This is a genomic window from Anabaena sp. UHCC 0253, from assembly GCF_009712085.1.
Classification (GTDB): Bacteria; Cyanobacteriota; Cyanobacteriia; order Cyanobacteriales; family Nostocaceae; genus Dolichospermum.
Window position 1 is genome coordinate 709,321 of sequence record NZ_VILD01000001.1, and the last position, 6,192, is coordinate 715,512.

Here is a 6,192-nt window from a genome sequence, read left to right on the forward strand (position 1 = left end):
TAAGCTATTAACTACTGCTTCTGTGATCAAAATGTTGCAGTTATATTGTTTTGTTAATCCCTCAATTCGAGAGGCAATATTAACTGCATCTCCGATCACAGTGGAGTCAATGCGGGATGTGAAACCAACTGTACCCATGACGACTGTACCACGATGAATACCAATACCAACGGAAATATGAGGTAATCTGGTTTCTGTGGGGCTTTGTTCGTGTTGTAGGCATCGTTCATAATTAAATTTATCTAAAGCCTTTAACATTAAAATAGCTGCTTTTACAGCACAGTCTGTACTATCATCATCAAATAAAGCCATAATGGCATCACCAATATATTTATCTATAAAACCACCTGCATCATCTATGGCTTTTCCCATACAAGCTAAATAGTCATTCAAAAATGTAAAAATTTCCATTGGTGCCATGGCTTCAGACATAGAAGTATAACCCCGAATATCACAGAATAAAATTGTCATTTTCTGTGTTGAGGCCATACCAACTTCTATGTTTTCTATTCCTTGGGGGGCGATGACAGAAACGAATTTATCTGGTACAAATCTTTCAAATGAATCTAAAGTTTTTTGTAATTTGCTGAAGGATATCTGCAATGTTGCTGACATTTCATTAAAGGAAGTTGCTAATGCGCCAATTTCATCTGTACGATTATCAATATCTGCACGATGTTGTAAATCACCTCCAGCAATTTGGGCTACACTGGACTGTAAACGCTGTACAGGATCACTTAACTGTCGTGCTAGGATGTAGGCACACAACCAACCTACAGCAAGTCCTACAGAACCGACTGTTAAAGCTTGATTCACTGCATTAGCAACAGCACGATCTACTTTTTGTAGAGACATCCCAATTCTTAAAACGCCTAGTTTTTTACCAGCTAGTGTGCGAATATCTGAAGCTACTTCAATGATGGGTTCACCGCGTTTAATCCGTAATTTATCTGCAAAATAAATATCTTTGAGGATAAATGTTTCAGATATGCGAGCTTTTTCGGAAGATTTTAAGGCATTTTTAGTAATATTTAAAGGAACAATATCGGGAATGTACTGGTTTTGATGTTCGTTAGGGGAAGCAGCAGCAATTTGATTGTCTTGACGGTTATCAGAGACAAAGACATAAACAAAGTCTTCATTTTCTCGTAAGATCAAATCTATGTTTAAGCGGATTTGACTCCAATTTTCTTCTGATAATTCATTAGAATATGTATAACTGAGAATGTTAGAAATACTTTTCGCATCATTCAACTTTTCCTGACGATAAAGGGTATCTTCACTTTTTACCCATACCGTAACTATCGCACCAATCAAACCAAGAATCAGCAAGGTGGTAGAAACCATGATTTGGGTACGGATAGAACGAAAAGTAAACATTTTCATATCTGTGGAGTTAACTCTTCTACAAAAGTTACCCAACGTTTATTTTTAGTTTTGCTTGGACAATCATTACCAAAGGCCAGTGTCACAGGACCACCCATTTTTGCTAAAATTGGCTGTTTATTTTCACCCCATCTAGTTGCTAAAATGACATTACAGTTATTTATGTCTGTTGATGCTAATTCTGTAGGTTCGGAATTTCTACGGTAAATTGCTGGTTTTCCGGTGACGATGACAGAACTTTGAGGTTTTATACCAGCTAGAGAAAGGACATCACGGACTCTGACACCATGTAGTTTTACTTTGCTACTAGGCCACCAGACGCGATAACCTACATTTTGATTGAGGGTTACTTGTGGTAATTTATCAAGTGCAGCTAAATTCAGTTCACGTTCACCTACACGCACTAATGCTTTTTCTGTACCAAAGATAACATGAGTTACATAAAAAGCCCAAGATCCTTCATTATATTTTTGTCTAATTTGCGGATATTCAGTATAGGGAAAGATTAAATAAAGAGGACCGCCTTGATCGCGCTGAATTGGTTTATCATCTTTGGCTAGTGCTAAAATAATTGGGTAAGTAAGCAAATCTTGGATCTTTACTGTGACTTGATAAGCGTCATAGCACACAAAAGTTATTTCTGTTACTTCTGGGGGAACTCCGAAGTTTTTGAGGAGTGTGGATACAGGTATTCCTTGAAATTTAAATACTTGATTTGGGGTAATAATATTATTGGCATCAATGGTATTGATGTTGGTTGTAGCTAATTTAAGCAACTCTGTCCAATTTAAGGTTTTAGATTTACCATCTTTTGTTTCACCCTGAATAACTAAATTCCACTGACGCTGTGAGTTGTTTTTGGCTTTATCTGCTAGAATTTCCGCATTACTATCGCTTGCTTCTTTCCGCCATACTTCCAATTGTAAATTGGTCGGCTTTTTTGTACAACCTCCTAAGCAGACTATCACTATCCCCAAATATACTAAAGTTAAGTTTTTCCAGACATTCAAGACAACCACATTCAAGACTACTAGGAAAGTTTACAAAATGGCGTTAACTAAGTTAGAAATAACACCGTAATCCATTTTTACACTATCATTCAACATTACGCCAAAAAAATGTCGTTTGGAAACTGACTACTAACAACTGGGCGTAGGTCCTGTTAAAACAATTGGGCGCAGACCCGGTTAAAACAACTGGGCGTAGGTCCTGTTAAAACAATTGGGCGCAGGCCCTGCTAAAACAATTGGGCGCAGGCCCTGCGCCCCTACAACAACTAACAAATTTATGGTATTACAAGTACAAAACAGCGTTTACGAAGCGAAAACTCAAGAAATAGCTAAACAGGTTCTTGCTGCTACTGGAGAAAATCGCTCATTTTTGGCTGCTTTACGGGATCAAATGCGCTGGGATGATAAATTACTCGATTGGGCTATGAGTAATCCGGGTTTACGGGTACAGTTATTTAGGTTTATTGACACTTTGCCCGCTTTACATAGTAAATCAGAAATTGCGTCCCATTTGCAAGAGTATTTGGGAGATGAGTCCGTAGAATTACCCGCAGCTTTAAAAGCGATCTTAAACTTTGCTAACCCTGATTCTATGCCCGCACAGGTAGCAGCGACAACTGTAGGCACTGCTGTAGAAACTTTAGCACATAAGTATATTTCTGGGGAAAATATTAAGCAAGTCATCAAAACTGTTGAGAGACTGCGAAAGGAGAAGATGGCTTTCACCATTGATTTACTTGGTGAAGCGGTAATTACGGAGACAGAAGCCCAATCTTATTTAGAAAGATACTTGGAATTGATGCAGCAATTGGTAGAAGCATCAAAAAATTGGGCGAAAATTCCGGCTATTGATGAAGCTGACGGCGAAAATATCCCGAAAGTCCAGGTTTCTGTCAAATTAACGGCGTTTTACTCCCAATTTGATCCTTTGGATGCTCAAGGTAGTGAAGAACGGGTGAGCGATCGCATTCGGATTTTATTACGTCGAGCGAAGGAATTAGGCGCAGCAGTCCATTTTGATATGGAACAATATGCCTACAAAGATATTACTTTCAATATTCTCAAAAAGCTGTTACTAGAAGAGGAATTTCGTCAGCGTACCGATATCGGGATGACTATTCAAGCATATCTGCGTGATAGTGAACAAGATGCTAAAGACATTATTGCTTGGTTAAAACAACGCGGTTATCCTCTGAGTATTCGCTTAGTAAAAGGTGCGTATTGGGATCAGGAAACTATCAAAGCTGCCCAAAAACATTGGCCACAACCAGTTTATAATGATAAAGTCGCCACAGATGCGAATTTTGAAACGATTACGCAACTATTACTAGAAAATCATCAGTATGTCTATTCTGCCATAGGAAGTCATAATGTGCGATCGCAATCTCGCGCGATCGCTATTGCGGAAAGTCTCAATGTCCCCCGTCGTCGGTTTGAAATGCAAGTGCTTTACGGCATGGGTGATAAAATTGCTAAAGCTTTGGTAGATAAGGGTTATCGCGTTCGGGTTTATTGTCCCTACGGTGAACTTCTCCCTGGAATGGCTTATTTAATTCGGCGGTTGTTGGAAAATACGGCGAATAGTTCATTTTTACGGCAAAATCTGGAAAATCGTCCGGTTGAGGAGTTGTTAGCTCCTCCAATTGTAGCTCACGCAGAGACGCAGAGGCACAGAGAGGAAGAAGGAGGTTTTGTTGGTGTTGCGGATACGGATTTTGCGGAGGAGGAGAGAAGGAATAAGTCGCGTTTAGCTTTTGAGGGTGTGCGTCAGCAGTTGGGGAAGACTTATTTACCTTTTTTGAATGGGGAATATGTGAATACAACCACGTTTGTTGATTCTCTGAATCCTTCTAATTTTAGTCAGGTGGTTGGTAAAGTTGGACTTCTGAATATTGAACAAGCTGAGGAAGCAATGAAGTTTGCGAAAGCTGCTTTTCCGGCTTGGAAGAAAACCCCAGTTAAACAACGGGCTGATATTTTGCGGAAAGCTGGGGAGTTAATGGAGGAAAGACGCGCTGAACTTTCGGCTTGGATAGTTTTGGAGGTGGGGAAACCTGTTAAGGAAGCTGACGCGGAGGTTTCGGAAGCAATTGATTTTTGTCTTTATTACGCTGAGGAAATGGAACGGCTGGATAAGGGTGTAATTTATGACGTTGTTGGTGAGACTAATCGTTATATTTACCAGCCGAAAGGAATCGCTGTTGTAATTTCTCCCTGGAATTTTCCTCTTGCTATTGCTTGCGGTATGACTGTTGCTGCTTTGGTTTCGGGAAATTGTACTTTACTCAAACCTGCGGAAACTTCTTCTGTCATTACTGCGAAATTTACAGAAATCTTGATTGAAGCTGGAATCCCTCAAGGTGTTTTTCAATACGTTCCCGGTAAGGGTTCTCAAGTCGGTGCTTATTTGGTGAATCATCCTGATACCCATGTGATTGCTTTTACTGGTTCTCAAGAAGTAGGTTGTAGAATTTACGCAGAAGCAGCTATCTTGCAACCTGGTCAAAAGCATCTCAAAAAGGTAATTGCGGAAATGGGGGGCAAAAATGCCATCATTGTTGATGAAAGTGCTGATTTAGACCAGGCTGTAGTCGGCGTTGTCCAATCTGCTTTTGGTTATAGTGGTCAAAAATGTTCTGCTTGTTCTAGAGTAATTGTGCTTGAACCAATTTATGATGCTTTTGTGGAAAGGTTGGTTGAAGCAACAAAATCTTTGAATATTGGGGAAACGGAATTACCTAGTACCCAAGTAGGTCCGGTGATTGATGCTAATTCGCGCGATCGCATTTTGGAGTATATTCAAAAAGGAAAAGAAGAAGCGAAAGTTGCTTTGGAATTACCCGCACCTACCCAAGGTTATTTTATCGGACCTGTGATTTTTTCGGAAGTTCCTGCAAATGGAGCGATCGCCCAACAGGAAATATTTGGACCCGTCTTAGCAGTAATTCGCGTTAAAGATTTTCAAGAAGCTTTGGAAGTTGCCAACGGGACAAATTACGCTTTAACTGGTGGACTCTATTCCCGTACACCTTCCCATATTAAACAAGCACAAGCAGAATTTGAAGTAGGCAATTTATATATTAACCGGAATATAACCGGAGCAATAGTCTCACGCCAACCTTTTGGCGGATTTAAGCTTTCTGGTGTCGGTTCAAAAGCAGGAGGTCCAGATTATCTTTTGCAATTCCTAGAACCACGCCACATCACAGAAAACATCCAACGTCAAGGTTTTGCACCAATTGAAGGTGCAGATTAAACCAAATCATGTAGGGGTGGGGTTTCCCCACCCTCTTCAAGAAATTGGGGATCTCAAATGAACCTCTTTTCTCCGTGTTTTCTGTGCCTGGAGTGGTTAGATAAATCGCTATTGAAGCACCGAGACACAGAGATCACAAAGTGAAAAAAGCAGGAGATTTTTCCAGTCACATTGATTATTTTGGACACTCTGGTAAGCTTTTATCAGCATAATTACAATCAAAATAGATTAATGCTTCTCTACTTGATTCAAAGCTTCCGCTTTGAGAATAGCTGTCTTTTTGCGGATCTTCATCTTTATTCCAAATTTTTAAGTAGTAATCATTACCATCATCACTAGACCATAACTCATAACGATACTCACCACCAAAACCTTCACTTCTTAAATAGTCAGCTAGTGCTGTATTCGGTGCAGACATAAGGGTAAATACCGTTAATATAGGCAATAAAGCTACCTTCAATATTTTATTTGTCTTCATAGATACACCAATTATCGCTTGTGTTTCAAGCATAACGTGATTGCGTATCTTTGTCTAGATAT

The 6,192-nt window shown here is 39.6% G+C and carries 4 protein-coding genes; 1 reads left to right on the plus strand and 3 read right to left on the minus strand.

The window, feature by feature from the left end; all coding sequences use genetic code 11:
• Together FJR38_RS03145 and FJR38_RS03150 are read right to left on the minus strand one after the other, a co-directional pair.
• Window positions 1-1,386: adenylate/guanylate cyclase domain-containing protein (locus FJR38_RS03145; protein ID WP_168535340.1), on the minus strand; the 1,386-nt coding region annotated here is incomplete at its 3' end.
• The gene (locus FJR38_RS03150) at window positions 1,383-2,405 is read right to left on the minus strand and encodes a molybdopterin-dependent oxidoreductase (protein WP_168535616.1); all 1,023 of its coding nucleotides are present in this window, start codon (window positions 2,403-2,405) and stop codon (window positions 1,383-1,385) included. The genes FJR38_RS03150 and FJR38_RS03145, both read right to left, overlap by 4 nt.
• Window positions 2,406-2,673: 268 nt before the next feature.
• On the opposite strand from FJR38_RS03150, the gene pruA reads away from it, so the two are divergent.
• The gene (gene pruA / locus FJR38_RS03155; RefSeq protein ID WP_168535342.1) at window positions 2,674-5,652 is read left to right on the plus strand and encodes an L-glutamate gamma-semialdehyde dehydrogenase; all 2,979 of its coding nucleotides are present in this window, start codon (window positions 2,674-2,676) and stop codon (window positions 5,650-5,652) included.
• A 175-nt stretch (window positions 5,653-5,827) separates the two neighbouring features.
• Here pruA and FJR38_RS03160 read toward each other — a convergent pair whose 3' ends face one another.
• Entirely contained in the window at window positions 5,828-6,163 is a 336-nt protein-coding gene (locus FJR38_RS03160) for a hypothetical protein (RefSeq protein WP_254449330.1), read from the minus strand.
• Window positions 6,164-6,192 lie beyond the last annotated feature (29 nt).